Below are 26,082 nucleotides of genomic sequence, written 5' to 3'. Positions count from 1 at the left end.
AGATCGCGCTCGACGTCCGGCATCCGGCCTACGTGATCTACACGTCGGGCTCGACCGGCCGGCCCAAGGGCGTCGTGGTGAGCCACACCGGCGTGGCGAGTCTGGTCACCGCCCAGATCGAGCGGTTCGCGATCGAACCCGACAGCCGGGTGCTCCAGTTCGCCTCGTCCAGCTTCGACGCTTCGGTGTCGGAAGTCTTCACCGCCCTGCTGTGCGGCGCGGCCCTGGTGCTTCCTCCTGCGGCCGATCCGGTCGCCGCGCTGATGGACCCGGGCATCGCAGTCACCCATGTGACCGTGCCCCCGTCCGTCCTGGCCGCCCTGTCGGAGGACACGGCGACCGTGTCGACGCTGGTGGTCGCGGGTGAGGCCTGCCCGCCGGAGCTGGTGGCCCGGTGGGCGCCGGGGCGCCGGATGATCAACGCGTACGGTCCGACGGAGACGACGGTGTGCGCGACGATGAGCGACCCACTGTCCCCGGGGTCGGGCGTGCCGCCGATCGGCCGTCCGATCGCCAACGCTCGGGTGTACGTCCTGGACGAACGGATGCGGCCGGTGCCGCCGGGTGTGGTGGGGGAGTTGTATGTGGCGGGCGCCGGGCTGGCGCGCGGGTATCTGAACCGGGCGGGGCTGACGGCCGGGCGGTTCGTCGCCTGCCCGTTCGGCACGGCAGGTGAACGCATGTACCGCACGGGCGACCTGGTGCGCCGGCGCACCGACGGTGAGCTGGAGTACGTCGGCCGAGCCGACGACCAGGTGAAGGTGCGCGGCTTCCGCATCGAGCTCGGCGAGATCGAGGCAGCCCTGGCCGAGCACTCCGCAGTCGCCCATGCCGCCGTCCTCGCACAGGACGACCGGCTCGTCGGCTACGTCGTCCCGCGCCAGGCTGCGGCGCGGGACGACGGCCTCGAAGCGGAACACGTGGGCGAGTGGCGGGACATCTACGATGCCCTGCCCATCGTTCCCGAGGAAGCCGCCTTCGGTCAGAACTTCGTCGGCTGGAACAGCAGTTACGACGCGAGCCCGATTCCGATCGAGCAGATGCGGGAGTGGCGGGACGCCACCGTGGCGCGCGTCCTGGCCCTGCGCCCCCGCCGGGTGCTGGAGGTCGGCGTCGGCACCGGCCTTCTCCTCTCGCAGATCGCACCGCACTGCGAGGCCTACTGGGCGACCGACTTCTCCGCCACCGCGATTGACGCGCTGGCCGCCCAAGTGGCGCGGGACGAGCGGCTGGCCGAGCGTGTGGTCCTGCAGACCCGCCCGGCGCACGACATCGACGGGCTGCCGGTCGGGCGGTTCGACACCATCGTGCTGAACTCGGTGGTGCAGTACTTCCCGTCCGCCGACTACCTCGCCGACGTGATCGACCGGCTGATGCGGCTGCTCACCCCCGGCGGCGTGCTCTTCGTCGGCGACATCCGCAACCTGCGGCTGCTGCGCCCGTTGGCCACGGCCGTCCAGCTCCACCGGGCCGCCGACGGCGCCGACCTGCCTTCAGTGCGCCGTGCAGTGGAGCAAGCCCTGCTGGTGGAGAAGGAACTCCTGGTCGACCCGGACTTCTTCACCGTCCTGCGCTACCGGGGCACCGTCGGTGCCGTGGCCGTGGAGGTCAAGCGCGGTCGGCACCACAACGAGCTCACTCGCTACCGCTACGACGTCACGCTGCACAAGCAGCCGGCCGTCCCCACGGCACCGGCCGCGCCGCAGGAGCTGGCGTGGGGCCGAGAGATCGCCGACCTCGAGGAGGTGCGCGAGCTGCTCGCCCTGCGCGGCGCGGACCCGGTGCGCATCACCGGGGTGCCGAACCGGCGCGTCGCCCGCGAGGCAGCGCTGGCCCGGGCAGTGCAGAACGGGGACGGCACGCTCGCCGAACTGCTGGACCGGCTACACGGCCCGGACAGCGGCGACTTGCCCGACCCGGAGGATTTCCGTGAGCTCGGCGACGAACTCGGCCGCCGGGTGGACGTCACCTGGTCGGTCGGCGCGCCCGACGCCCTGGACGTCGTCATCTCCGACGTACCGGGAGACGCCCCCGTCGAGGCCTACCGGCCGCTGCGGCCGTCCGGCACCGCGTTGTCCTCGCTCACCAACCGCCCGACCGGAAGCCGCGCCACGGGCGCCCTCGTCGGCGAACTCCGCGACCGGCTGCGCGACCGCCTGCCCGACTACCTCGTGCCGTCGGCCCTCGTCGTCCTGGACGCACTGCCGCTGACCGCCAGCGGCAAGGTCGACCGCCGCGCACTGCCCGCCCCCGACCTGGGGACGGCCGCGACCGGGCGGGCGCCGCGCACCCCGCAGGAGCAACTGCTCGCCGATCTCTTCGCCGACGTGCTCGGGCTGCCCAGGGTCGGCGTCGAGGACAGCTTCTTCGACCTCGGCGGGCATTCCCTGCTGGCGACCCGCCTGGCCTCCCGGGTCCGGGCGACCTTCGGCGCGGAGCTGGAGGTTCGCACGCTCTTCGAGCACCCGACCGTGGCCGCCTTGGCGGCCCGCCTCGACGGCTCGGTCACGGAGCGGCCCGCGCTGACCGCCCGTCCGCGCCCCGAGCGGATCCCACTGTCCTTCGCCCAGCAACGCCTGTGGTTCCTGCACCGTATGGACGGGCCGAGTGCCACCTACAACATGCCGCTCGCGCTGCGCCTGGACGGCGAGCTGGACCGGGCGGCGCTGCATGCCGCGCTCGCCGACGTGATCGCCCGGCACGAGAGCCTGCGGACGGTCCTGCGCGAGGCGGACGGCGTGCCGCACCAGCTCGTGCTGAGCGCGGACGAGGCCCGCCCCGAGCTGCCGGTCATCGAGCTCGATGAGGTACGGCTGTCCGGCCGGCTGGCGGAGGGGGCCGGGCGTGGCTTCGACCTGGCCGCCGAACCGCCGATCCGCGCGGAGCTCTACGCGCTTGCCTCCGACCGGCATGTGCTGCTGCTCGTGGTGCACCACATCGCGGCCGACGGCTGGTCGATGGGCCCGCTCTCCCGCGACCTGGCGACGGCATACGCGTCCCGCTGCCGGGGCGAGGAACCGCAGTGGTCCCCGCTGCCGGTGCAGTACGCCGACTACACCCGGTGGCAACGCGATCTGCTTGGCGACGCCGCCGATCCGGACAGCCTGTTCGCCCGACAACTCGCCTATTGGAGCGAGGAGCTGACCGGGCTGCCGCAGCGGCTGCAACTGCCCGCAGACCGGCCCCGGCCGGCTGTGGCCTCCCAGCTGGGCGGTCGGCTCGCCGTCCGGCTGGACGCCGAACTGCACCAGGCATTGCGGGACCTGGCCACCTCGCGCGGCGCCAGCATGTTCATGGTGCTCCAGGCCGGCCTCGCCGCGCTGCTCACCCGGCTCGGCGCCGGCACCGACATCCCGATCGGCAGTCCCATCGCCGGGCGCACCGACCAAGCCCTGGACGACCTCGTCGGGTTCATGGTCAACACCCTGGTGTTGCGCACCGACACGAGCGGCGACCCCGGCTTCGCCGAACTGCTCGGCCAGGTACGGCAGAAGGCGCTGTCCGCGTACGCCAACCAGGACGTGCCGTTCGAGTACCTGGTCGAGGTGGTCAACCCGGCCCGATCCCTGTCGCACCACCCGCTGTTCCAGATCATGCTGGCTCTTCAGAATGCGCCATGGAGCGAGTTCACGCTGCCGGGGCTGTCGACCGGCTACCTGGAGGCACCGACCGGCACCGCGCGGGTCGACCTGACGTTCAGTCTGGCCGAGCAGTACCGACCGGACGGCAGCCTCGACGGCATGGTCGGTGCGGTGGAGTACGCCACCGATCTGTTCGATCCGGCCACCGTGGAGCTGCTGTTCGCCCGCTGGGCGCGGTTGCTGCGCGCGGTGGTTGCCGACCCCGACCGGCCGATCAGCCGGATCGACATCATGTCCGGCGAGGAACGCCACCGGCTGCTGTCCGAGTTCAACGACACCGCCGCCGAGCTGCCCGAGGCCGCGCTGCCGGAGCTGTTCACCCGTCAGGTGCGAGCCACCCCGGATGCGGTGGCCGTCGTGGCGAGGGGCACCGAGCTGACCTACCGGGAACTCGACCTGCGGGCCAACCGTCTTGCGCGGGCACTGATCCGCCAGGGCGTGGTGCCGGAGGCGCCGGTCGCGGTACTGCTGGAGCGCTCGGCGGACCTGGTCGTGGCGATCCTGGCGATCATCAAGGCGGGCGGCGCCTACGTGCCCCTCGACTCGCGCTTCCCGCCGTCCCGCATCGACCTGATCCTCCGGGAGGCCGGGACCACGCTGGTCCTCACCGAGGACGTGCTGACCGCACTGATCCAGGCCGAGTCCGACTCATCCGACCCTGAAGTCTTCTGTGACCCAAAGCAGTTGGCGTACGTGATGTACACCTCTGGCTCGACCGGGCGACCGAAGGGTGTCGCCGTCACCCACCGCGACGTGGTGGCCCTCGCGCTGGCCCCCGACTGGCGCGGCGGCGGACACGAGCGGGTGCTGCTGCACTCCCCGACGGCGTTCGACCTGTCGACGTACGAGCAGTGGGTGCCACTGCTCGGCGGCGGCCGGGTCGTCGTCGCACCGCCCGGCCGGCTCGACCTCGACCTGCTGCACCAGGCGGTCAGCGAGCACCAGGTAACCGGACTGTGGCTGACGGCCGGCCTGTTCCGCCTGGTCGCAGAGGAGCGGCCGGGCCTGCTCGCGGGGGTCCGCGAGGTGTGGACCGGCGGTGACGTGGTCTCCCCGGCCGCCGTCGCCCGGGTGCTGGCAGCCTGCCCCGGTCTTGAGGTGGTCAACGGCTACGGGCCGACCGAGGCCACGACCTTGGCCACCTGCCACCCGGTGCACAGCCTCTCCGAGCACGCCGCGACCGTGCCGATCGGCCGGCCGATGGCGAACATGCGTGCCTACGTGCTCGACGCGGGGCTGCGGCCGGTGCCGCCGGGCGTGGTCGGTGAGCTGTACCTCGCGGGGGTGGGCGTGGCCCGGGGCTACGTCGGCCGATCCGGCCTGACGGTACAGCGGTTCACCGCCGACCCGTACGGGCCGACCGGTAGCCGGATGTACCGCACGGGCGACCTGGCCTGGTGGCTGGCCGACGGCACGCTGGAGTTCGCCGGACGGGCCGACCACCAGGTCAAGCTGCGCGGCTTCAGGATCGAGCCCGGCGAGATCGAGGCGGTGCTCGCGAGTTGCCCGGGCGTCGCCCAGGTGGCCGTCGTCGTCCGCGAGGACCAGCCGGGCGACAAGCGGCTCGTCGCCTACCTGGTGCCCGCTCCCGAGGGTGCGCCCGAGGCGGGTGAGCTGTCCGACCGGCTGCGGCGCGAACTGCCCGAGTACATGGTGCCGTCGGCGTTCGTCACCCTGGACGTGCTGCCGTTGACCGCCAACGGCAAGCTGGACCGGGCCGCCCTGCCGGCCCCCGACTACGGTGCGCCGGGCACCGGGCGCGGCCCGCGGACGCCGCAGGAGGAGCTGCTGTGCGACCTGTTCGCCGAGGTCCTCGGCCGGGAGCAGGTGCGCATCGACGACAGCTTCTTCGACCTGGGCGGGCACTCGCTGCTTGCCGCCCGCCTGGTCTCCCGCGTACGCGAGACCCTCGGCGTCGAGGTGGGCCTGCGCACACTCTTCGAAGCGCCGACCGTGGCCGGGCTCACGGAACGCCTGCTCATGAACGATCCCGACGACGCGTTGGACGTGCTGCTGCCGCTGCGCACGACCGGGAGCCGGACACCGCTGTTCTGCATCCACCCCGGCGGCGGCATCAGCTGGTCGTACAGCGGGCTGCTGAACCACATCGGCTCCGAGTACCCGGTCTACGCGATCCAGGCGCGCGGACTCGGCCGCCCCGAACCCCGGCCGACGTCCTTCGAGGAGATGGCGGCCGACTACGCCGACCAGATCCAGAAGATCCAGCCCGAGGGCCCGTACCTGCTGCTCGGCTGGTCTGCCGGTGGGCTGATCGCCCAGGCGATCGCCTGCGAGCTTCAGGCCCGTGGCGAGCGGACCGCGCTGCTGGCGATCCTCGACGCCTACCCGGTGAAGGACGTGCAGTTCGAGGAGCTGCCCGTGCCCACCGAGCGGGACGTGCTCGTCGGGGTGCTCGACTGCGACCTGGACGAGCTGGGCGACCGGCCGCTGACCTACGCCGAGGTCGCCGAGATCCTGAGCCGGCGGGGCAGCGCACTTGCCGGCCTGACGGAGCAGCAGATCGAGGTCATCGTCCACATCATGATCAACAACGCCAAGCTGGCGGTCGACTTCGTCCCCGGCAGGTTCGACGGAGACCTGCTGCTCTTCAACTCCACGATCGACCGGGGCGCCGACAACGCCGGGCCCGGGACCTGGCGCCCGTACATCGCCGGCCGGATCGAATCGCACGAGATCACCACCCGGCACGACCGGATGACCCAAGCCGGCTCGCTGGCCCAGATCGGCCCGATCCTGGCCGCCAAGCTCGCCGAGGCCACCGGGGACACCCCAACCCGCAACCAGGAGGACTGATTCACATGACCAACCCCTTCGAGAACCAGGACGGCACCTTCCTTGTGCTCGTCAACCAGGAGAACCAGCACTCGCTGTGGCCGCAGTTCGCGGACGTTCCCGCCGGCTGGACCGTCGCCCACGGCCCCGACACCCACGCCGCCTGCCTGGAGTACGTCGAGCAGACCTGGACCGACATGCGGCCCAAGAGCCTCGTCGACGCCATGGACGCCCAGCGGTAGCGCGGCCGACATGACCTCCACCGATACCCTGGACGAGGCCCGCGGCACCGCGGGCCTCGTCCGGCCCCGCGACCTCGCCGCAGCGCTGCAAACGCCCGAGGCCCGCCGGGACCCATACCCGTTCTACGCCCGCATGCGGCGCGAGAGCCCGGTCCACCGCAGCACCCAGGGCATCTGGTACCTCACCCGGTACGCCGACGTCGAGGCGGCCCTGGGAAACCTGCGGCTGTCCAACGACCGGGACCGGATGACCCGCGCCTACGGCGCGCTCGGCGGCGACCTGAAGGCCTTCAGCAGGCTCACCGACCGGCTCGGCCGGGTGATGAGCAACACCGACCCGCCGGACCACGCCCGGCTGCGCAAGCTGGCCAACCGCGCCTTCACCGCCCGGCGCGTCGAAGCCCTGCGCGACGGCGTCCAGCGGATCGTCGACCGGCTCATCGACGAGGCGGTCGCGGCGGGGTCGACCATGGACCTGATCGAGGCGGTCGCCTCCCCGCTGCCGCTGTCCGTCGTCTGCGAGCTGTTCGGCATCCCACCCGAGGACCGTCCGCAGGTCAACACATGGTTCCGCCGCCTCGGCCGGCTCAGCGAGGACATCGACAAGTCCGAGGCGGCGATCGAGCAGTACGAGGAGTACCTCGCCCGACTCGTCCGCCGACGCCGGGCAGACCCGGGCGACGACCTGATCAGCGCCTTGGTCGCGACGCAGGCGCAGGACGACCGGCTCACCGACTCCGAACTGCTGTCCACCTGCTTCGTCCTGATCACCGCGGGCGACGAGACCACCACCCACCTGGTCGGCAACGGTGTGCTCGCCCTGCTGCGCCACCCCGACCAGCTGGCCCGGCTGCGCGAGGACCCGGCGTTGATCCGCACCGCCGTCGATGAACTGGCCCGCTACGACACGCCGACCCAGGCAATCGTCCGAGTCGTCGCAGAGGACGTCGGGATCGGCGGGCGGACGCTGCGCGAGGGCGAGCTGGTGTACCTGTTCCTCGCCGCCACCAACCGTGATCCCGAGCGCTTCGAGGACCCCGACCGGCTCGACCTGTCCCGCCCCGGCAACCGGCACCTGAGCTTCGGCAACGGCCCGCACTTCTGCCTCGGCGGTCCGCTGGCCAAGCTCCAGGCAGAGGTGGCCATCGGCACGCTGGTCCGTCGGCTCCCGCACCTGCGGCTGGCCGACGGGGCGGCCCTCGAATGGCGGCCCAACCCACTGCAACGGCGGCTGAGCGCCCTCCCACTCAGCTACTGACACATGAACGATGACGAAGGAGAAGTGACCATGGCCCGAGAGTTCGAGGTCCGCCGGGAGCAGGACCTGCCCGCCACGCCCGAGCAGGTCTGGCACGCGGTCGCCACCGGCACCGGAAACCTCGGCTGGCTGTACCCCATGGAAGTCGAGCCGCACGTCGGCGGAAAGGTCACCCGGGCCGACGGCACCGTCGTGGCGTGGGAGCCGCCGAACCACTTCGCCGTGCGCGTGGCCCTGGACGACGGGTTCTCCAACACGCTCACCTACCGGATCGAGCCGCTCGACAGCGGAACGAGCCACCTGCGCATGGGAATCCACTGGGTGCACACGGGCGTCGTCGACGACACGTGGGACACCAAGGCGGACGCGGCCGAGAAGCACGTCGACTTCTACCAGCACGCCCTCGCCGAGTACCTGAGGCACTTCGCCGGCCGCCCCGTCGTCTACGTCAAGGCCGGCCGCGGCGAGCGCACCGACGACCCCGCCGACTTCGCCGCCCTGCGCCGACGCCTCGGACTCGCCGACGACACGACCGTCGGCGACCGGCTGTCGCTCGACCTCCCGGGCGTGGACGGCGGCTCGGAGGAGGTCGTTGTGGACTGGCTGAGCCCCGACTTCGTCGGCCTGCGCGGCCCGGACGCGCTGTACCGGTTCTTCAACGGCAGCACCTGGAACTGGCCGATCTGGCTGGGCCACCACCTGTTCGCCGAGGACGCGAACGAACAGCAAGCCACCAAGGCGTGGGACGCGTGGCTCAACGGGGCCTGACTCGTCGCACGACACAACCGAAGGATCTCTGGTGGAAACACTGCTCTATGCCGCCGAACTCGTCCAGGAAGGCGGTACCTACAAGCTCGTCGTGCAGGACGTGGTGCGGGGCACGGTCCAGGTCACTCCCGTCCCCAAATCCGCGGTGGACAAGCTCCCGACCTTCCTGTCGGTGCTGAGTTCCAAGCTCGGCTCCGCACCGGCACGCGGCCGCTGGTAGACCTCTTCCGTCGTCACGAGGCCGGTGCCGTCCGGCGCAGCAGCTCCCGGACGGCACCGGCCTCGTGACGACGCGGCCCAGGGCCTGGCGGTCCCCGCCTCCCCGAACCGCGGCAGGATGGTCACCCTCGCTTTCTCGGCGATTGCGGTATTGGCGCCCGTGTCCAGGAACGCCCGGGTCTCCTTCGAGGAGTACGCCCAGCAGTAGACCACCACGACCTTGTCGTCGGCGATCGTCTTGCGGAAGTCCTCCAGGCTGGTCGGGCCACATCAGTGTCCCTTGGCGACTTGATCCTGCCGCCGGGCCAAGGGGGCGGTGGCTGAACGAGTGGCCCGCGGTCAGGACGAGTCGCACGCGACCGACTCGCCCTGTCCGCAATAGGGGCGCAAGCACCGTCCATCAGCACGCGCCCGAGATGGCGGGCCCGACCAGCAGCGGTGCCATGGGGTTCAACGAGGCATACGCGGTCACCCGACGCTGTTCTGCAGACCCCTGCCCATGCAAAACGTCAGCCCATGACGGTTCGAGAGGCGGCACCCTCAGCCATGGGCCGTTTGCGGGAGAACGCGCCTAGGTTGATGACGATGCCGGTGTGTTCACCTGTGTACCGCAGCGGATCGCGGTCGTGGTCGTGGCCGGCCTCGACGCGGTCGACCAGGGCGGCGAGGAACCGACCCGCCAGGGGAGCGTTCTTGAACTGGTTGCCGCTCGTTCCCATGGCGACGTAGAAGCCGGCCAGATCGGTGCGGTCGTAGATGGGGGACCAGTCGTCGGCGGCGTCGTAGACACCGGCGATGCCGGTCGGCCGGTTCGGAACGCGGAGGAGCGGGAATCGGCGTGCGGCCCTGGTCACTTGGGTGTCGAACCGGGTGGGCGTCGGGTGCGGGTTACACATGTCGGGATCGTCGAGCCACTCCATAGGGTCGCAGGCGGGCAGCGTGCTGCCGATGAGGAGGTGTCCGCCGAGGGGGCGCAGGTAGGTCCCAAGATCGACATCGGCCACGATCAGGCCGAGCGTAGTCTTGGCGCCGCCCGGGCTCGACGAGGTTGTGTCGCCCTGGCAGACCGGTGCGGCCACCTGGTGGACTTCTTGGCGCAGCGGGCGCACTCCGACGGTGAACTCGGCCCCGACCTCGGCCATCCGGTTGAACGCGCCCGACCAAGGCCCGGCGGCGTTGATCACCACCGGTGCCGTGATCGCGGTGCCGTCGGCGAGCCGGATGCCCGCCACCCGGTCCTCGCGGCGCAGGACACCGACGACTGTGCGATGGAAGAGGAAGCGCGCCCCGATGCGGGCCGCCGCGTCCGCGAGATTCTGTGCCGCGAGCTGGGGATCGTCGACGAAGCCCGCATCGGGTGTGAACAGCGCGCCGAGTTCCCCTTCCGGGCCGGAGAAGAACGCCTCGTCGAGCAGGGGCTTGGGGGGTCCGTAGCGTCCCGCGTCGATGCCGGGGATCCGGCTGCGCAGCATTGCGGCATCCCAGCGCTCGTACGGCACGCCGGCACGCTCGAACAGTGCGATGACCTCCGACGTCCCGGAGCCCGGCGCGTCGAAGAGTACCGCTCCGGTCCGCCGGAACGCCGCCAGGCCAGGGCCGTGCATGGTGCCCAGGTGCTCCGCCCATCGTGCCCAGCAGTGCTGGGATTCCCAGGCGGTGGCGACACCGTCCCAGGTCGAGTAGTTGAAACGGATGATCGCGCTCGAGGCGCTGGTGGATCCGTGGCCGACGCCGCCGGACTTGTCGACGACCACTACGCGCCGACCGGTGCGCGCCAGTTCCAGTGCCACCGCGGCACCGATCACACCGGCGCCCACGACGATCGCGTCCGCGCCGGACGGAAGCGTGTCCGGCTCCCTGTCCGTCATGACGGCAGGTCCCCCGGGGTTTGCGGAGCCCGGTCGCCGTTCGCGTCCGGGTGGACGCTGCCGGCGTGGGGCGGGCAGTGGTCGGCGCGATACGGGAAGTGGCACGCGGCGCGGTGCGGCTGTCCGGCCGCATCCTGCTGGGGGTCCCGTGCGGCGCAGACGTCCCGTCCGGGACGCCGGCCCGGCCCGACGGGGCAGCGCGGATGAAAGCGGCATCCGGTCGGTGGCGATGCGGGGTCGGGCACCTCTCCGGGAAGAAGCGGTTCCCCGACCGGTCGTCGTCCGGCGTGCAAGCTCGGCACGGCGGACAGCAGCGTTCGGGTGTAGGGGTGCCGTGGGCTGCGCAGCAGGTTCTCGGTGGAGGCGGTCTCGACGATCCGACCGAGATACATCACGGCGACGGCGTCCGACACATGGCGGACGGCGGCGAGGTCATGGCTGATGAACAGCATGGCGAAGCCCATGCGTCGTTGCAGATCCCGAAGCATGGTGAGGAGCGCCGCCCGGACCGACACGTCGAGAGCCGAGGTGACCTCGTCGGCGATGAGAACCGCCGGATCGACGGCGAGCGCGCGGGCGACGGCCACGCGTTGGCGCTGGCCGCCCGAGAGTTGCCGCGGCACACGGTCGGCGCAGCCGGCGTCGAGACCGACCAGTTCCAGCAGCCCGCTGATGCGCTGTTCGCGGCTACGGCGGTCCAGCCGAACGAAGGCCCCGGCTGATTCGGCGATCGACTGACGGACCGTCATGCGCGGGTCCAATGCCGTGTCCGGGTCCTGGAACACCAGTTGGACCTGTTGCCCCAACCGACGCCGATCGGCCGCCCGGCGCCCACGGTACTCCCGCCCACCGACCGTGATCCGCCCGGCGCATGGGCTGTCCAGCCCGACGACCGCACGTGCCAGAGTGGACTTTCCCGAACCGGACTCGCCGACCAGGCCGACCGTCGTGCCCTGGGGAACCTCCAGTGACACTCCGTCCACTGCCACGACCGGCCCGAACGGCCCGTGGTGGCGGACAGTGACGTCGTACAGCGCCAACCCTGCCCCTTCCCTCACTTCTCCTCCCCTTCGGTCTCACGCTGTCCGCAGAACAGTGCCGGGGGCAGCGGTCGCCAGCAGGCGACCTCGTGCCCCGGGTCGAGCGGGGACAACATGGGGCTCTCCACGGCGCACCGGTCCAGTCGATGCGGACAGCGGTCATGGAACGGGCAGCCCGGGGCCGCACCGCACGGATCGGGCGGCACTCCCTCGATGGTGCGCAGGGGGCGGTCGCGGTCCGCGGCCATGTCCGGGACCGAGGCGACGAGCATTCGCGTGTACGGATGCCGTGCGCCGGTCGCCAGCTCATGGGCAGGAAGGTTCTCCACGATCGTTCCCCCGTACATGACCAGAACCCGGTCGCAGGCGTCGGCCACCAGGGCGATGTCGTGGCTGATGAAGAGGATCGCGGTGGCGTCGTCGCGCCGGATACGGCGGAGCAGGTCCATGATCTGCCGCTGCACGGTGACGTCCAGGGCTGTCGTCGGCTCGTCCGCGATGATGAGGTCGGGCCGCACCATCGAAGCGGCAGCGATCGCCACTCGCTGGCGCTGACCGCCGGAGAGCTGAAAGGGGCGGGACCGCAGCAACCGACGCCCGCCGGGCAGCGCGACCCGCTGAAGCTGCGCCAGGGCCTGCTCGACGGCCTGGGCACGAGGGGTGCCATGGTGCGCGCGCACGGCCTCCGTCATCTGCGTTTCGATGCGCAGCGACGGGTTGAAGGCCGAGGCCGGGTTCTGGAAGATCATCGCCATTCCCGTCGCCAGCTGCCTGCGTCGCTCTTTGCGTGTCGAAGACTCGGCGTCCGCGCCGAGGAACCGGTGGGTACCCCAGGTCGCGCAGGCGCCGTCCGGCAGCAGGTCGGCGATGGCAAGCGCCGTCAGCGACTTGCCGGAGCCGGACTCGCCGACCAGGCCGACCATCTCACCGCGCCGCAGAGCGAGGGTGACACCGCGGACGGGCCGGACCACCCGGTCCGCCGAGGGAAGGGCGACCCACAGATCCTCCACCTCCAGCACGTGTTCCACGGATGTTGGTCGGTCGGCGCGTGCCGGGTGTACCGCGGGTTCTTCCAGCTGCCGTGTGCGGGCGCGTCGCGCAGCGGCTCCGGCCAGCACCTCGCCGAGCAGTTGGAAGGCCACACCGGCGTAGACGATGGCGATGCCGGGTGCCACGGCGGGCAGCGGTTCGGTGTAGATGCGGTCCAGCCCCTGGCTCAGCAGGAGCCCCCAGTCGTACGAAGGGGGCTGCACCCCCAGTCCGAGGAAGCTCAGTCCCGACAGGGCCACGAGTGACGAGCCCGCGGCGACTGTGGTGTTGAGCAGCAGCGGTTCGGCGATGTGGGGCAGGACATGGCGCAGGAGGAGCCGGTGGCGACGCAGGCCCAGCACACGTGCCGCCGCCATGAAGTCGGTTCCGGCCACTCCGGCAGCAAGGGTCTGCGTGATCCGCGCGAAGCCCGGTGCACTGGCGACGGCGAGTGCGAACACCGCCCCACCCGCCCCCGCGCCGAAGAGGGCCGCGAAGAACATCGCGACGAGAAGCGCGGGAAATGCCAGTAGGAGGTTGATCAGGGCTCCCAGCAGGCGGCGGGCGCGCCCGCCCACGACGGCGGTGAGTGCGCCCAGCGTGATCCCGGCCACCGCCCCGAGGAGCGTGGCCGCGACTGCCAGCAGCAGGGAGAGCCAAGTCGCCGAGAGCAGCCGGGCGAGCAGGTCGCGCCCGAGATGGTCCGTGCCGAGCAGATGACTTGCAGTGGGCCCCCGCAGCACCGCCGACGGGTCCGGACGGTCGGCGGCCTGCCCCCACAGCACCGCCCCCGCGACGGCCAGTACGGCGAGCGATCCGAGCATCGCCAGGGTGATCACGCCCATGGGCGAGGCCCAGACCGACCGGGACGCGCGAGACCTGCCGGCGGCGGCACCCGGCGTGGAAGGGGAAGGGGGAAACAGCACCATCGGATCACGTCTTCCGGATGACCGATCGGGGGTCGAGCAGCGCGAGGGCCAGATCGACCAGGAAGTTCACCACGAGGACGGCCGAGCCCAGCACGAGAACCGACGCCTCGACGACCGCGTAGTCCTGCGCGGTCACGGACTGTGCCATCGCCGAACCGATGCCCGGCCAGGCGAACACCTTCTCGACCAATACGGTCCCCGCGATCAGGGCCGGCAGGAGATTCCCGGCGAGCGTCAGCGACGCGGTCAGCGTGTTCGGTGCCACGTGGCGCAGATAGAGCGGGACGGCGGGCAGCCGTTTCGCGCGGGCGGCACGCAGATAGTCCGTCGCGAGAACCTTGAGCGTCTCCACCCGTACGATCCGCAGTAGAACCGCGGTCGGAGCGAGCGCCAGCGCGAGCACGGGCAGCACGTAGGACTGAGGACCGAGGTCGCCGGCTACCGGAAAGATGCGCAGGGCGACCGCCAGTCCCGCGGTGAGACCCGCCGCGAGCACGAAGTCCGGCATGCCCGCCATGGCGGAGGTGGTGGCGGTGAACGCCAGCTCCGCCCGGGGCCGCCGCCCTCCGCGTGTCCACACCGCGGCGAGCAGCCCCCCGGGGAGGGCGACGACGAGTACGCAGGCGAACGCCAGGACAGCCAGCAGCAAGGTGGCCGGCAGACGTGCCCTGATCAGGTCGGCCACCGGCTCGCCGGTCACCAGAGAGACCCCGAGGTCCCCGTGGGCCAGATGACGCAGATACCGCCAGTACTGTTCCAACAGGCCACGCTCCAGACCGAGTTCGTGTCGTTTGGCCGCTACGAGGTCCGGCGGGGCATCCACCCCCAGCGCGGCCCGGACGGGGTCACCGGGTACCAGCCGGATCATCGCGAAGGAAGCGGTGACGACCACGAAGAGGGAGACCGTCAGCCGCACCGCACGCCGGCAGCAGAACACCACCCACGGGTGGCACCGGGCCAGGGCGCCGAGCCGCGCGGACACGGTCGTCATGGGAGACCTCCTCGACTGGTGGTGCGCGGTCGTGTGCGGCGTCCGTCGCTATCTGTGCAGGCGGATGCTGGTCGGTACGATCTGGCCGCCGGGCGCGACGGCGAAGGTCGTCCGGTAGCCGTATACCGTGCTCGTGCCGTCGGCGATGGGCAGTGCATCGGCCGAGCGGAACAGCGCCGCGGCGGCCCTGTTCCAGTCCGCACAGCTGGCCGTGCCCGGTGCGCGCAGGGCGAGGACGACGAAGCGGTCGTAGGCGCGGTTGGCGACGTACGCGAAGTTGAGCCCCCCGGACGGCGGCGAGCCGGAGAAGTACGGGACGAGCTGCGCGGGCAGCGGCGGACCCGGCGAGCTGCCGACCACGACGTCGAAGTCGCCGCTTTGGTACATGGCCTGTACCACCGCGTTGCTGCTCTCGCTGACGAGGTCGACGTCCGCGCCCAGCGCCTGCCAGGTGGCGGCCATCAGTTCGGCGACCGACGGAAGGGTGGAGCCGAAGTCGGCGCTGCTGAGCAGCCGCAGCCGCAGAGGCCTGCTGTGCTTCACCAGCCTGCCCCGTGCGTTCTTCGTCCAGCCCGCGGCGCCCAAAGCCCCCACGGCACTGGGCGAGGGCAGGTTCCCGGCGGCCACGTCGGCGTGGCAGACGGAGTCCGCGGCGGTCAGATGGCTGGCGGGCGTTCCGTCGCCGCCGATCGCCACATTGGCGAGGCCCTTGCGGTCCAGGGCACCCACCAGTGCCTGACGCAGCACAGGATCGCTCAAGGGGCGGCCGGTCCGTTCGTTGAAGAAGGTCAGCCCCACCACGGTCGGCACCTGGGCGGTGGCCAGGCCGTGGCCGGTCAGCCGCGCGCGGTCCGGGCCGGTCACCATCGCGATGTTCACGCCGCCCGTGAGCAGCAGATTCGCCACCGTGGACTCCTGTGGCACCACCGACACCACGATCCGCTCAGGCTGGCCCGCAGCTGCGTTGGTCGCTCCCCGCGGCCCCCACGCATACCCCTTGCGCCGTGTGAAGAGGTACGGACCGCCCGAGGTGTAACCGCTCAGCACGTACGGCCCGGTGCCCTCCGTGCTCCTGTCCAGCGCGCCGGGATCCGCCAGCCCGGCGGGGCAGACGACGGGCACCAGACCGATCGTCCGCACGATGAAGCTGTACGGTGACGCCATCCGCACCGACACCGTCCGTGCCGCGTCGTCGGCCGACACCGTGAACGGCACACCGGGCAGTGCCGCCCGGGCGCCGACGAGCCGGTTGCGGGGATCGCTCGCATATCTCAGTGACCGGGCCACCCCGGAGGCCGTGAGGATCGCGCCGTCGGAGCAGGTCACTCCCCTGCGCAGGGTGAAACTCGCCGAAGTGGCTCCGGCCCGCCACTTCTCGGCCAGGCCCGACGCCACACGCCCGTCCGGCGCCATATTGACCAACGAGTCGTAGGCATAAGGAGCCAGGGCAGAGCCGAACTGCGAGTACGGATGGAAACTCGGGGTCTCGGAGGCGGTGGCGATCGTGACGGTGCCCCCCACGACGACAGGGGTGTGTGTCGATGACACGTCGCCGCCGCCACAACCGGCCATCACGGCTGACGCGACAGCGGCGGACGCCACCGCGGCCGACCGAGCCCTGGGAAACGACACGGTTCGGCGGTACATGGTGTTCATCGTGCCACCGAGATCGACGGCGTCGGGCCGCCTCCCCGGGTGCGGACACGAACGGGCCGGATGATTTCCCCCGTTCGAGTGAGGCCGCCCGACTCGCGGTTCATCTCCATTCCTGACGTGGCGTTATTCGGCGCGCACACTGGCAGCATGGCGAACCATCCATCCCACTGCCCGGACGGCTCGGCGGCGCAGGTCGACCGACTCGCGACCTCGTACTGGGACTTCCTGCTCGTACGTGAGCCGTCGTTGCGGACACGCCGCGGGCTGCCGGTCGAGTCGCTGCCGGGAGTGTCTGCCGCGGAGGCCGACGAGCGCGCCGGGTTCGCGGCAGGGGTGCTGAACCGGCTGGGCACACCGCAGCCCGCGGAACTGTCGGGTCCCGCCGCCGACACCGCGGGCTTTCTTCGGGCGCTGGCCGAACAGGAAGCGGAGGCGGGACGCTTCCACTGGCTCACCCCCACTGCCACGCCGTACCAGCTCTTCCGCCTCCAGCAGTACGGTGACACGGTCTTCCGCCCGTTCCGCTTCGACAACCGGGCCGACGCGGACCGGTACGTGTCCCTCGTACGGGATCTGGCCCGCTGCGTCGCGACGATCGGTGACAAGGTCGCCGGGCAGGCGGCACGGGGCTTCCGTATCCCCGTCCCGGCGCTGGCCGGGGTCCACACCACCCTCACCCGTCTGCGGGCATCGGCGACACGGTACGTCCGAGCGGGCGCCGAGCGGCTCACTCGACTCGACGCGGCGAGCCGGGGCCACCTGCGCGACGCGGTGGCGGGGCTCGTGGCTGCCGAGCTGGAGCCGGCGTTCGACCGCCTTCTCGCCCTCGTGGGCGACCCGGACCACCTCAGGCGGGCACCGCAGGCCGTCGGATGGGCCCACTACCCGGAAGGCGAAGCGGCGTACCGGGCCTTCGTCAGGACGTACACATCCAGCGACACACCACCCGAACGCCTCCACGAACTCGGCCGGGAGCACTGCCGCGAACTCAGCGAGCGGATGCGGGAGATGCGAGACACGCTCGGCTTCGCGGGGACGGAAGCGGAGTTCCATGAACGGCTTGCGACCGAGCCTCGCCTGTACGCCGTCACCCCGGAGGAGGTCGAGGCTCGCTACCGCGGACACCTCGACCGCCTCACCTGGCTGCTGCCGCGATGGTTCGCGGTCCTGCCTCGTGCCCCCTATGGCGTGGCCCGCCTCGACCCGGCGTTGGAGGCGTCGATGACGTTCGGCTACTACGAACCGCCCACCGCCACACAACCGGTGGGACGCTACCGCTACAACGCCTCGGACCTGGCGCATCGGTCACTTCTAGGCGCAGCCGCGCTGATCTACCATGAGCTGGCGCCCGGACATCATTTCCACCTCGCCCGTCAGGCTGAGAACACCGCACTGCCCGACCTGCGACGCGAACTGGCGCCCTTCAGCGGGTTTGAGGAGGGCTGGGCGGAGTACGCGGCAGGGCTCGCCTGGGAGATGGGGCTGTACGACGACCCGTGGGACGCGTACGGACGCCTGGCCCACGAACGGTTCACCGCGCAGCGCCTCGTCGTCGACACCGGCCTCAACCTCGGGATGATGACGCTGGAGCAGGCGCGCACCTTCATGCGCGCCCACGCGGCAGCCGAGTCCGAGGGACAGATCACGACAGAGTTGCTGCGCTACGCGACCGATCTGCCGGGACAGGCGCTGACATACCGGGCGGGGCATGCGGAATTCACGGCATTGCGCGCAGCGTGCGAACGCGGCGCCGGTGCCGCGTTCGACGTGCGTGCCTTTCACGAGGCTGTGCTGGCCGGCGGCACGCTGCCGTTTCCGGCCCTGCGCCGACGGTTGGCGAGAGAACTGCACGGGGCGTCCGGCCGTCAGCAGAGGTACTAGTGGTCACCCGAAGGAGGCGGGTGGCTCGGGTTCTGGCTGTCGAGTGGCCTGAACAGGCCGTCAGGGGAGAGTCGTTCTACTCGAATGAGTGAAGGCCACGCCGGAATTCGGAACCGCCTTCTCGGCCTCGAATATTCTCCATGATGAGATGAGGGGTACGGGTTCGGCGATGCGGGAAGCCATGCGTGTCATTACATTTTCCTGTTCGCCTCCCGCTGTCTTCTCGATCATCGTTTTCTCGACAAGAAGAGAAGGATGTCGCGCCATGCCGCCTGTAGTACCTCCTTTCCTGATCGGCTTGATCGCCGCATCCCTGGTCAAAAGGCTGGGTAAACCTCTCATGCGAGGGATCGTCAAAACATCGGTGGGACTGGGGATCGAAGCCAAGAGGGCCGTCCACGAAGCCAGCGTGGGAATCCAGGATCTTGCGGCCGAGGCGACCGCCGAAATGCTCGCCGCCCAGATGACGCACGGAGCCGAGCACGGCACCGACACCGGCGCCCCGGAGGGCGGCACCGCGGGCCGAACCGGAGCGGGCACCGGCTCGGCTCCCGCGGCCGCAGCGGCCCACGCTGCGCAGGCCGGCAGCGAGAGCAAGGGCGCCGACAAGGCCCGCGGCGCCGGTTCGGCCGCTGCCACGGTGCGCTGAGTCTGCTGACCGGATTTCCACGTTGTCCCCGGCGCGCCCGATATCACGGCCCGACGCGACACGAGTGTTTTCCGCGTACCGTCAGCTGCTCTGCGGACATCTCCGCGCCGCACTTTCGTCTGCGCACGCCGTCGAGGCTTCCAATTCCCGGCAGGGTACGCCCGTCCGTTTCTGGATGCGCCCTTGTGACCGGATCCACTGGGTGCACACGGGCACCGCCGTGTACCTGCGCCACTTCGAAGGGCGCCGTGCCGCCTACATCAAGGCGGACAGGCCGACGGGCTCTACCGCTTCTTCAACGGGCACATCTGGAACTGGCCGATCCGGCTCGGTCACCACCTGTTCACCGACACCCTCGACGAGAAGCAGGCGACGGAAGCGTGGAAGGCATGGCTGGAGAAGGAGGCACCCTGATGGAGGCAGGTCAGATGTCCGCGACCGGAACACCCCTGTATTCCGCCGAACTCATTCAGGAAGGCGGCGCCTACAAACTCGTGGTGACCGATCGCCTGCGCCACACGGTGCAGACCGCATACGTGTCCAGGAGGGCGGTGGAGCAGCTTCCCACCTTTCTCTCCAAGCTCAACTCCTTGCAGCTGGGCGGTCTCCGACAGCGATGACGGTGCACGATGCGAAGAAATGGTTCCGTGTCCACCGGCGCGCGGCGGACCCCAGGCTCCGACTGTTGTGTTTCCCGCACGCCGGCGGCACGGCACAACTGTTCCACAGCTGGCCCGCTCTGCTGCCCCAGGACATCGAGGTGCTCGCCGTGCGGTACCCCGGCCGCCAGGACCGGCTTGCGGAAGCCTGCATCGAGGACATGGCCACCCTGGCCGACACGATCGAGAACGCACTGCGGCCCTGGCTCGACCGGCCGCTGGCGCTCTTCGGGCACAGCATGGGCGCCTGCGTCGCCTACGAGCTGGCCCTGCGGCTGGAGGTCCGCGGCATCGTCCCCGAGCACCTGCTGGTCTCCGCACACGCAGCCCCCCAGCGGACCGAACACACCGCACTGCACAGTGCCGACGACGAAAGCCTGATCACCCGCGTCCGGCACCTCGGAGACCTGCACTCGGATGCCTACGACATCCCGGAGCTGCGTGACCTGCTGCTGCCCGCCCTCCGCGCGGACTACCGGCTCATCGAGGGCTACCACCCCCCGCATCCGGCTCCGGTCAAGGCACCGATCACCGCGTACGTTGGCCAGGACGATCCGAGTTGCGTGCTCGACCGAGTCCTCGCCTGGTCCGACCTCGCCGCCCCGGGCTCCTTCGAGCTGTGCTCGTTCCCCGGGGACCACTTCTACCTCGTGGCTCGGGAGGCCGAAGTGGTCGCGGACGTGGCAGCGCGCCTTGCACGCGCGTGCGGCGCGGGCCAGGTCTGACGGTGGTACGCACAAGGGCCAGGCGCTGTGTGTGGTCAGTCTCCGGCCAGGTTTGCACCTCGGCCCCGGCAACTGTCCGTACGGCGGTGACGGACGGCGGGCCCGACACCGCGCATGGCGCCCGCGGGGTTTCCGGGGGACGATGCTTGTGCCGGGCGCCGAGGCGCGCGGTGTCCCTGGCAGCGACCACGAATGCTGGGACGGAGAGGGAATCATGCGACCGGGCACACGTGTCGCCGACGCGATACTCCGGCTGCTCAGCCGGGACTGGGCCGGGTTGGCCATCGCCCTGCTGCTGGCGGCCGCGGGAGCGTGCTGCGTCACCCTGGGAACCGGCTGGCGGATTCTCGGCGGTGTGCTCTGCGCCGTGGCCCTCACGCTCGCTCTCGGGTCTCTCCGCCATCTGATGCATGTGGCCCGGGTACGGGTGAGGTATCCGCCACCCGGGCGAATGGTCGATGTGGGCGGCTACCGCATGCACATCCTCGCCGAGGGAGACGCCGGGCCGAGGCCCACCGTGGTCTGGATGCCGGGCGGCCATGCCGGCGGGTACGCCATGTACCGGCTACACGCGCTGGCACGGGAACGGACGCGTTCGGTCCTGGTGGACCGTCCGGGCTCAGGCTGGAGCGACCCGGGCCCGTTCCCACGCACGACGGCAGCCGAAGCCGTCGAACTGCTCACGGCGCTGGAGCGGGCCGGCGAAAAGGGGCCCTACGTCTTCGTGGGACACTCCTTCGGGGGACTGCTCATGGCCAACGCCGCCAGGCGCCGCCCCGACATGGTGGCCGGTCTGGTGCTGCTCGATCCCACCCCGCCCGATGTCGTCGCCTTCGGCCCGTCGCTTCCGGCCCTGCGGCATGCCGTGAGGGACCAGACCGCCCTCGCGCTGCGCCACCTCTTCGGCCTCCACGCCCTCGTGCCCAAGAACGAGGCACGCTCTCTCGAGGACCCGACGCAGGTTCTCGCCGTAATCGAGACCAGGACCAAGGCGAACTGCGCCGCCGCATCGATCCTGCGAGAGCTGTCGCCGGACGGCATCACCCGAGACGGTTGGCAGACGGTCGTACACGATGGCGAGCTCGGCTCGCTCCCTCTCTTCCTCGTGGCGCCGCGCGATCTGACGGGCGGTGACAAGATCTTCGACGCGGTCGACGATCCGGAGGAGAGCGCCCGGGTACGGCACTTCTTCCTCACCGTGAGAGAACGCTTTCTCGCAGCTTCCAGTGCGGCCCGGAGGGTCTACACCCCGGAGGGAACCGGCCACGATTTTCCGGACCGCGTACCCGAGTTCGTTGTGCAGGTGGTGGGCTCACTGCTGGACGAACGCGGGCCGGGCGCACCGGACCCGTTCTGATTCCGTTCCGCAGCGACGGTCTGCTCCGGCGCGCCTCCGCTCGAACGAATGAAAGGCATCGGCGTCCCCGGGCGCGTCGGCCGAAGGTCGACTACGGTGTTTTTCGGTGGGGGAGAAATGCCTGCCCAGCATCGCCGGCCAGGCGGTATTGGCACGTGCGGCGGCGGCGGCAGTCGTGCCGTGAACACAAGAGAGGGTTCACACATGCCCCCTGTAGTTCCTCCCTTCCTCATTGGCCTGATCACGGCCCCTCTGATCAAGAGAGTGGTGAAACCGCTGGTGCGGGGCATCATCAAGACGTCGGTCGGCCTGACCTTCGAAGTCAGGCGAGCAGCCATCGAGGCTGGTGAGGAGATTCAGGACCTCACCGCCGAAGTGGCTGCCGAGAAGCTGGCGAGTTCGGCTCGCACGCGTCGTGTGAAAGCCGACGGTGAGGTAACGGCGCAGGGTGCCACGGCCGGATGAAGACTGGCCGTCAGCGAGAAGCTGGGTACGGATGGGAGCAGCCTGCGTGGCCCCGGAGGAGAAGGGAGACCCCGCTCAAAGCGGGCAACGAGGTGGAGATCTGCGACGTCCTCACTCCTGACGACACGCTTGTCCTGATGGAGCGCGTTCATCAGTCCGGCCCCGCTCAGCCACCCTTGCAGCCTGGGTGACCTGATAGTTGGTTCATCTTGCGCACGCGACCTCCATCGCTGTCGACGGGTAGAGCCCTACGAAGCGTCGCCCGTCGACCCGCTGCGCCCCTACCGCACTCGCACGGGCCTGGTCAGGGCTCGCACAGGTGGTGCCTTTGTGCCACCCTGTCGATTCTGAGCCGTCCCGCCTCGTGTCGCTGCCTGGCGAGGCTCCGTACTGCAACCCTCTGACCTGGTCGGCAGCGCGCCGACCAGTGAGGAGACGACATGTCAGAGACCACGCCCAACGCCAAGGGACCGGCCCCGGTCAATGTCACGCCCGAAGCCGCTACCGCGAGATGAAACACGGCCTGGGCCTGGACCACTTCGAAGGCCGCACCTGGCGCGGCTGGCACCACCACGCCGCCCTGGTCACCGCAGCTCACGCCTTTCTCACCCTCCGCCGCCTCGACCCAAAAGCCCAAGCGTCGGCCTGGCCTTCTACCAGGTCCTCGACACGCTCCAGGACCACATACGCGCATGGACCGGCACATGCCCCACCTGCCACCGCGACATACCCACTCCAGCCCCGCCAGAACACCACCCAAGCCAGCCAACCTAACGAAGTACTACTAGTCCGAAAAAGGGCAAGCGGACTTACAGAACTCCTTGCCCAAGTGCTCCGCGAACGGGGCCGCGACGTCGAAGTCGAGCACCTACACGTCCACCTCCCCCCCCACGGCCCCGGCGTTGTTCCATTGTGTCCGACTTCGTAGTGGTTGATCAGATGCCGTAGACGGCGAAGGCGTGGTCGTGGTCGAGGAGGTCGCGGCGGGCGTGAGCGATGTTGGCGCGTCCGGCAAGGCGGAACGCGCTGATGCCCAGGTTGCGGAGGCTGGCCAGTACTCGGGGCGCGGTACCGGTCCTGACCTGGGAGTTGTCCTCATGGAAAGTGACGTCGCGGACCCAGTGGAGCCGGTTTCCCACCGACCAGTGCGAACGCTCGTAGTGGTTGAGGTGTTCGGGGCCGGCAAGGTCGCCGGGCAGGCTGGTGACACCGAAGACGATCTCCTTGCTGGTCCACGTGCCGTCCAGTGCGCCGGTGTCCCGGCGTAGGCGGAATACCTGGTGGGCGCCGGGGAAGAGCTCGTCGTCAGCCGGGGCGGTGCGGATTGTGCGGCGCTCGGTGCGGCCGTGCCCGCAGTCGTCCTCAACCGCGGTGGTCTGCACCCACTCGGCGTCTTTCCCGGTCAGCAGGGCCTGAGCGGCGGTGCGGGCCAGCGGCTGGTTCCCCTTGAGGACCAGGACGTAGTGCCCGTGCAGCGGTCCGGTGATCAGGCGGGCGGTCTTCGTGGTGTGCAGGGCGTCCAGTGTGAAAACCATGCCGGGGATGGACAGTTGGGACAGCAGCGCGCGGGCCGCGGGGCCTCGCCGCGCCTGTCGGGGACCTGGACCTGTCCCATCACCGCGCCGCCGGCGTGGGCGATCGCGCCGACCAGGAAGACCTGCCTGGTCGGGGTGTGGGCGCCGCGCAGGGCTTTGCCGTCCACGGCCGCGGCGGGCAGCAGCCCGGACGGGGCCGGGTGCTCGGCCGTCCGTTGCAGGGCGCGGCGCTCCTCGCGCTCCAGTGGGCCGGGGGTGCGCGCAACCTCGGGGACCGGGCGGCGCCGCGTACGACATCTGCCGTATAGCCGCAGGTCGCGGCGTCCAATGCGTCCGCGTCCAGGTCGGTGAGCACTCGCCGGAAGGTGCGCTCGCTGGGAACGAGGTACCGGCCGGTGAGCGGGTCCCGGCGGGCACCGATGCGGGCGAGCTTGTCCTGCGGAGAGCGTGCCGCCCACTGCCAGATCGCCGCGACACAGTCACCGCCGACCACCAGCGTCGCGCAGGCGGTCAACACCAGGACCACTACGAGCGGGTGCCGCAGCCCGCGCCGCGCACGACGGTCCGGCATCTGGGCCAACCGACGCAGCAGCGCCGACTCGACCTCGACCGGCTCCGCTACCAGCTCCGTTTCCCACAGGGCCAGTTAGGCGAGCTGGTCAAGAACAGAGTCCGTCAGGGAGGATACGGACATGAGCACGACTCCTCGAAGATCATCCGGGCTGGAGAACTGGAGATCATCAGAAGTCGTGCTCGCCTACCAACTCCAATCCGACGCGGTGTGAAACGTGCAGACGCCCTCAAGCCAGACAACGCCGGGCCCGTGCACCTGATCCCCACCCCACAGTCAACGGGAAGCCCATTGAGAACCAGGCAGTTTGGATTCATCCTCGCTTTCGCCGTCACACTCCTCGCCTCATTCATCGGCTACCAGGCCAATGGCGGCCACCCAAGCATCCCGTTTGCACTTTCAGGAGCAGCTGCGGGCACGGCCATCGCCTTCGCGACACGCCTCATCCGAGGCAAATGAAAGCTGACTGCTTTGGACGGCCCACGGTCCACGGCCTGCAGTGATGCTGTGATGTGGCAGCGGCAACCTGCAGGCCGCCTACTCCGCCAATAGCGTGGTCGCCCGTCAGCCCCTGAACGGCCGCCACCCCGCCGCGACCTCCTCGACCACGACCACGCCTTCGCCGTCTACGGCATCTGATCAACCACTACGAAGTCGGACACAACGGAACAACGCCGGGGCCGTGCACCTCCCCCGGGCGTTGCAGACGGCCGCCTCATGATTGGTACTTCGCCCGGGAAGACATGGCGCCCCTCAACTGCGTCGGAAGATCCTTCTGAGCCGGCCCGGCGTGGAGCCACGGAATCGTTGAAGCAGTTCAAGGGCCGGAGGACTGTCCGGATCAAAGCCGTGGATCCCATCTAACTCGGCGGGCACGCCCGGCCCCCACAGGCGGGCCCCGTGGCACTGGAAGCAGAAGGCGATCTGGAAGAGCAGGTCGGTGGCGCTATGAGCACGGATACCCCAGCCCGGGATGAAACAGCGGTACAGCTCACTGTCCGGCGCAGAGCTGATCAACGTCAGGGCGTCCCTGACCTGAGCCGCCTCCCAGATCGCAACGTCGTCACCGACCAGGTTCGGCGCGCTGAGATGCCTCATTGGGTCGGTGATGCGGACGACCTCGATCAACTCGATCTTCTCCTGAAGGAGCGGAAGCATCATGCGGACAGAGTCACTGATTAAGGCCCCACGCACCAGAGGCAACCAGACCTGGCGACAGTCAAGATCCGCTTAGTCCGGAAAAGGGCCAGCGCACTTGCAGAACTCCTTGCCCGAACACTCCGCGAACGCGGTCGCGAGGTTGAGGTCGAGCACCTCCACGTCCACCTGCCCCGCGTCTTCAAATCGGCCAGCACGTGATCGGGTACCGCTCGGAGCCGCCTTTAGGAATCCGGGCCCCGGGCAGGGCACTGCCAATCGGCCCCGTCGATCGCCTTACCCGCCATGTCACTGAGATGGAAGCAATCACCGTTGGCCCAGACCGTGACCGAATCCGGGCGGTGGTCAACCTGGAACGGCTCGTCCCCACGCAACGTCCCGGACCAAGAACCGTCCTCTGCGGGCGAGTGAGTGACAACAACGCAGGTCTGCTCCGGCAGGATCGGGTAGGTATCTGCCCACGGCTCCACGGTCAGCTCCAGCGGCACTTCACCGCTGTTTCTGATCAACAGCCGGGCGGTTCCCCCAGCGAACATCTCCAGCACCTCTCCTTGCCCCCGCAGGCGATTTTTCGTGCAAGCACCGGCCACAGGCAGGCGACCCGATCCTCACACACGCGGTCACGTGCTCCAAGCGCCTGCATCGTCC

The 26,082-nt window shown here is 70.1% G+C and carries 20 protein-coding genes and 1 pseudogene; 12 read left to right on the top strand and 9 right to left on the bottom strand.

Going from position 1 to position 26,082, the window contains the following annotated elements:
• The 5 genes from ACIPEK_RS39015 to ACIPEK_RS38995 all read left to right on the top strand — a co-directional run.
• On the top strand, nucleotides 1-6,455 hold a 6,455-nt coding region (locus ACIPEK_RS39015; RefSeq protein WP_402006462.1), incomplete at its 5' end, for an amino acid adenylation domain-containing protein.
• 5 nt (nucleotides 6,456-6,460) lie between these two features.
• Nucleotides 6,461-6,676 (top strand): MbtH family protein, encoded by a 216-nt coding sequence (locus ACIPEK_RS39010; RefSeq protein WP_093896554.1) that lies wholly within the window; start codon nucleotides 6,461-6,463, stop codon nucleotides 6,674-6,676.
• A gap of 10 nt (nucleotides 6,677-6,686) precedes the next feature.
• Nucleotides 6,687-7,934, top strand: coding sequence for a cytochrome P450 (locus tag ACIPEK_RS39005; RefSeq protein WP_402006459.1), 1,248 nt, complete (start codon nucleotides 6,687-6,689; stop codon nucleotides 7,932-7,934).
• Between the two features lie 30 nt (nucleotides 7,935-7,964).
• Nucleotides 7,965-8,702: an SRPBCC domain-containing protein gene (locus ACIPEK_RS39000; RefSeq protein WP_402006456.1), complete on the top strand. Its 738-nt coding sequence runs from the start codon at nucleotides 7,965-7,967 to the stop codon at nucleotides 8,700-8,702.
• 31 nt (nucleotides 8,703-8,733) lie between these two features.
• Nucleotides 8,734-8,922, top strand: a complete 189-nt coding sequence (locus tag ACIPEK_RS38995; RefSeq protein WP_383081987.1) for a hypothetical protein — start codon at nucleotides 8,734-8,736, stop codon at nucleotides 8,920-8,922.
• A 508-nt stretch (nucleotides 8,923-9,430) separates the two neighbouring features.
• Here the strand turns inward: ACIPEK_RS38995 and ACIPEK_RS38990 are convergent.
• The 5 genes from ACIPEK_RS38990 to ACIPEK_RS38970 form a co-directional block, all read right to left on the bottom strand.
• The gene (locus tag ACIPEK_RS38990; protein WP_402006454.1) at nucleotides 9,431-10,789 is read right to left on the bottom strand and encodes an NAD(P)/FAD-dependent oxidoreductase; all 1,359 of its coding nucleotides are present in this window, start codon (nucleotides 10,787-10,789) and stop codon (nucleotides 9,431-9,433) included.
• On the bottom strand, nucleotides 10,786-11,847 hold the full coding sequence (locus tag ACIPEK_RS38985; RefSeq protein WP_402006451.1) for an oligopeptide/dipeptide ABC transporter ATP-binding protein: 1,062 nt from the start codon (nucleotides 11,845-11,847) through the stop codon (nucleotides 10,786-10,788). Before ACIPEK_RS38985 ends, ACIPEK_RS38990 begins: the two co-directional genes overlap by 4 nt.
• Complete coding sequence (locus ACIPEK_RS38980) at nucleotides 11,844-13,703, bottom strand: dipeptide/oligopeptide/nickel ABC transporter permease/ATP-binding protein (RefSeq protein WP_402006448.1); 1,860 nt, start codon at nucleotides 13,701-13,703, stop codon at nucleotides 11,844-11,846. The genes ACIPEK_RS38985 and ACIPEK_RS38980 overlap by 4 nt, the downstream gene beginning before the upstream one ends.
• Nucleotides 13,704-13,791: 88 nt before the next feature.
• Entirely contained in the window at nucleotides 13,792-14,778 is a 987-nt protein-coding gene (locus tag ACIPEK_RS38975; RefSeq protein WP_402006446.1) for an ABC transporter permease, read from the bottom strand.
• A 48-nt stretch (nucleotides 14,779-14,826) separates the two neighbouring features.
• Entirely contained in the window at nucleotides 14,827-16,299 is a 1,473-nt protein-coding gene (locus tag ACIPEK_RS38970) for an ABC transporter substrate-binding protein (RefSeq protein ID WP_402006443.1), read from the bottom strand.
• Nucleotides 16,300-16,581: 282 nt separating this feature from the next.
• On the opposite strand from ACIPEK_RS38970, the gene ACIPEK_RS38965 reads away from it, so the two are divergent.
• From ACIPEK_RS38965 to ACIPEK_RS38935, 7 genes and pseudogenes are all read left to right on the top strand, one after another.
• A complete protein-coding gene (locus ACIPEK_RS38965) occupies nucleotides 16,582-18,315 on the top strand; it encodes a DUF885 domain-containing protein (RefSeq protein WP_402006440.1) in 1,734 nt (577 codons plus the stop codon).
• Nucleotides 18,316-18,403: 88 nt separating this feature from the next.
• Complete coding sequence (locus ACIPEK_RS38960; RefSeq protein WP_402006438.1) at nucleotides 18,404-18,964, top strand: DUF5132 domain-containing protein; 561 nt, start codon at nucleotides 18,404-18,406, stop codon at nucleotides 18,962-18,964.
• Between the two features lie 389 nt (nucleotides 18,965-19,353).
• Entirely contained in the window at nucleotides 19,354-19,584 is a 231-nt protein-coding gene (locus ACIPEK_RS38955; protein ID WP_383080600.1) for a hypothetical protein, read from the top strand.
• Entirely contained in the window at nucleotides 19,581-20,348 is a 768-nt protein-coding gene (locus ACIPEK_RS38950) for a thioesterase II family protein (RefSeq protein ID WP_402006435.1), read from the top strand. The genes ACIPEK_RS38955 and ACIPEK_RS38950 overlap by 4 nt, the downstream gene beginning before the upstream one ends.
• A gap of 214 nt (nucleotides 20,349-20,562) precedes the next feature.
• A complete protein-coding gene (locus ACIPEK_RS38945) occupies nucleotides 20,563-21,705 on the top strand; it encodes an alpha/beta fold hydrolase (protein WP_402006432.1) in 1,143 nt (380 codons plus the stop codon).
• Nucleotides 21,706-21,969: 264 nt separating this feature from the next.
• On the top strand, nucleotides 21,970-22,170 hold the full coding sequence (locus ACIPEK_RS38940; RefSeq protein WP_327277379.1) for a DUF5132 domain-containing protein: 201 nt from the start codon (nucleotides 21,970-21,972) through the stop codon (nucleotides 22,168-22,170).
• Nucleotides 22,171-22,672: 502 nt separating this feature from the next.
• Nucleotides 22,673-22,852, top strand: a pseudogene (locus ACIPEK_RS38935) (IS701 family transposase); the annotation flags it as partial.
• Between the two features lie 253 nt (nucleotides 22,853-23,105).
• Here the strand turns inward: ACIPEK_RS38935 and ACIPEK_RS38930 are convergent.
• The 4 genes from ACIPEK_RS38930 to ACIPEK_RS38915 form a co-directional block, all read right to left on the bottom strand.
• Nucleotides 23,106-23,732, bottom strand: a complete 627-nt coding sequence (locus ACIPEK_RS38930; RefSeq protein ID WP_402006475.1) for an ISAs1 family transposase — start codon at nucleotides 23,730-23,732, stop codon at nucleotides 23,106-23,108.
• 52 nt (nucleotides 23,733-23,784) lie between these two features.
• A complete protein-coding gene (locus tag ACIPEK_RS38925) occupies nucleotides 23,785-24,285 on the bottom strand; it encodes a transposase family protein (protein WP_402006429.1) in 501 nt (166 codons plus the stop codon).
• 744 nt (nucleotides 24,286-25,029) lie between these two features.
• Entirely contained in the window at nucleotides 25,030-25,404 is a 375-nt protein-coding gene (locus ACIPEK_RS38920) for a hypothetical protein (protein WP_402006427.1), read from the bottom strand.
• A 254-nt stretch (nucleotides 25,405-25,658) separates the two neighbouring features.
• Nucleotides 25,659-25,970 (bottom strand): hypothetical protein, encoded by a 312-nt coding sequence (locus ACIPEK_RS38915; protein ID WP_402006472.1) that lies wholly within the window; start codon nucleotides 25,968-25,970, stop codon nucleotides 25,659-25,661.
• Nucleotides 25,971-26,082: the final 112 nt, after the last annotated feature.

The organism is Streptomyces sp. NPDC088246 (assembly GCF_044741025.1).
GTDB lineage: Bacteria > Actinomycetota > Actinomycetes > Streptomycetales > Streptomycetaceae > Streptomyces.
This window is presented reverse-complemented; position numbering and strand designations above follow the sequence as displayed.

Bases quoted from the DNA above. Each gene is read 5' to 3' on its own strand.
- ACIPEK_RS39000 (WP_402006456.1), top strand. From the start codon at position 7,965: ATGGCCCGAGAGTTCGAGGTCCGCCGGGAGCAGGACCTGCCCGCCACG.
- ACIPEK_RS38990 (WP_402006454.1), bottom strand. From the start codon at position 10,789: ATGACGGACAGGGAGCCGGACACGCTTCCGTCCGGCGCGGACGCGATC.
- ACIPEK_RS38980 (WP_402006448.1), bottom strand. From the start codon at position 13,703: ATGGGCGTGATCACCCTGGCGATGCTCGGATCGCTCGCCGTACTGGCC.
- ACIPEK_RS39005 (WP_402006459.1), top strand. From the start codon at position 6,687: ATGACCTCCACCGATACCCTGGACGAGGCCCGCGGCACCGCGGGCCTC.
- ACIPEK_RS38965 (WP_402006440.1), top strand. From the start codon at position 16,582: ATGGCGAACCATCCATCCCACTGCCCGGACGGCTCGGCGGCGCAGGTC.
- ACIPEK_RS38975 (WP_402006446.1), bottom strand. From the start codon at position 14,778: ATGACGACCGTGTCCGCGCGGCTCGGCGCCCTGGCCCGGTGCCACCCG.
- ACIPEK_RS38955 (WP_383080600.1), top strand. From the start codon at position 19,354: ATGGCTGGAGAAGGAGGCACCCTGATGGAGGCAGGTCAGATGTCCGCG.
- ACIPEK_RS38950 (WP_402006435.1), top strand. From the start codon at position 19,581: ATGACGGTGCACGATGCGAAGAAATGGTTCCGTGTCCACCGGCGCGCG.
- ACIPEK_RS38915 (WP_402006472.1), bottom strand. From the start codon at position 25,970: ATGTTCGCTGGGGGAACCGCCCGGCTGTTGATCAGAAACAGCGGTGAA.
- ACIPEK_RS38945 (WP_402006432.1), top strand. From the start codon at position 20,563: ATGCGACCGGGCACACGTGTCGCCGACGCGATACTCCGGCTGCTCAGC.
- ACIPEK_RS39010 (WP_093896554.1), top strand. From the start codon at position 6,461: ATGACCAACCCCTTCGAGAACCAGGACGGCACCTTCCTTGTGCTCGTC.